We start from the raw sequence: 1,911 nt of genomic DNA on the forward strand, positions 1-1,911 counted from the left end.
CTGGTAGTGCTCATCGCGCACCGAGCCCGACGCCACGCCTGCTGTCAGGCTGACGTCGCGCCCGGCCATCAGGGTCAGGCTCTTGTCCGCGAACACCTGGGCAGCGCGCGCGTTGACGTCTCGAGCCGCCACCAACTGCAAGCCGCCGCCAATCGACAGGGACGTGCCGACCTCCTGACGCAAGGACAGGTCGGCTCGGTTCTTGCTTTTCCAGTCAACGGAGTCCGCGTAGGACTGCGTCACGGTGGTCAAGTTGATGTCCCTGCCGGCCTTGATCGCCGCGTCAGAGGTCGCGCTGATCGCCGCCGCCGTTGCATTCACGTCGCGTCCGGCAAAGACATCGAGCTTGCCTGCGTCGATGCGCGAGACGCCGTCAATGAATGCCGTGCGGGTCCGGGTGCCGGTGGCGCTGCTCGTGGTCGAGGTCAGGTTGATGTCCCGGCCCGCCGCCAGGGCGACGGTGTCGCCCTTCAACAATCCGGCGACGTTGTCGATGTCCTGGCGGGCGTTCAGGTTGACGGTCTTGCCTTGAATCGTGCCAACGTTGTTGTGCACGTTCTGGCCCGCGACGACCACGGCGTTGCGCGCCCCGATGGTGCCGTTGTTGGCGACATCGCCGCCCATGTCGATGTGGACGCTGCCGCCCGCGATCAATGTGCCGTCGCCGCGCAGGTCGCCGGGCTTGACCGCCAGGTACACCTGCGGGGTCAGCACTTTTTGCTGGGTGCCGTCGGGCAGGGTGACGGTCTGCTCCACCAACCAGACGATGTCGCTGGTCAGATTGCGCATCTGATCCTCGGACAGCGCGGTGCCAACGGTCAGGCCGAATTTTCCTGCGAAGTCCGCGCCGGCGGTGAGCAGGGCCTTGTACTGCGTTTCGTTGTCGGTGTAGTCGCCCACGAAGCGCTGGCCAGTCGCCAGCATGACCTGTTCCGCGACGAGCTTCTGTTCATAGAATCCGTCGCCCAGCCGCTTGAGAATAGTGCCAGGGTCCTGATTCAGTTTCCGCAACTGAAAATCGCTGGAAACGGCCGTGCGCGAGCCCAGGAATTGGCTGTCAGTGGCGATCAGGTACGGCGCGTTGGGCGCCTGCATCACGCGGTACAGCGCGCTGGTCGGAATGAACGGCGGCAATGTCACGACAGCAATGGCGCCGCTACCGGGCAACGACACACGCGTGACCGTCGCCGTCGGCAGGGCCGACGCGACGGTGCTGGCGCCAGGCGCAGTGCCGGTGGGTGCAACGCCGGTGTTCTGCAACGTTGTACCCAGTCCGGCATCCATTCTTTCGGCGGACACCACGGCGCTGTAGTCCGACCGGTCGTAGCGGCGCGAGTCGCTTTTCTCGTAGGTGTAGACCAGCGTGCCCACACGTTCGACGACACGTGAACCCTCGGCGCCGACGTTTTTCAACGTGCCGCCTTCGGCTTTCAGGGCGCCGCCAACAACGATCTGGCTCTTGTCGTTCAGGACATTGCCAGCCAGCCTTGCGTTGCCTCCCACGACGATCTTGCCCGCATCGCTTTGCGTGATGCGGGTTTCGCGCGTGATCTGGGTGACTTCGTAGAAGGTGAAGTCCTTGATCATGCGGTTGTTGCGGAAGTCGGCGTTGAAATCCTTGATCCTTTCGTTCAACGCGTCGTAGAGCTGAAGATCGCGCTCATACGTGGCCTGTTGCTGGGCCAGGTCGGCGGGACAGCGCAAGCCGCACTCGTCGGGTGATGGCGGCTTCTTGATACCGACAGGCCGTTCGACCTCGAAGACCGACCAGATCTTGGCGTCGGGCTTGTAGAGGAACTGGGCGGGGTTGGTGTAGCAGTTGCCCGCATCGCCACCGCTGCAGTCGTAGTGTTCGGCGATGTACGCCAGCCCGATCGGCGCGCTGACGCCGGCACGGCCTTGCTGGTCTTC

1 protein-coding gene is annotated in these 1,911 nt (G+C 64.2%); it reads right to left on the reverse strand.

Annotated features, from left to right (window positions below):
* Positions 1-1,911: hemagglutinin repeat-containing protein (locus tag AC3WMR_RS30650; protein WP_492281597.1), on the reverse strand; the 1,911-nt coding region annotated here is incomplete at both ends.

The sequence above is a fragment of the Achromobacter sp. FW305-C-28 genome, assembly GCF_058783235.1.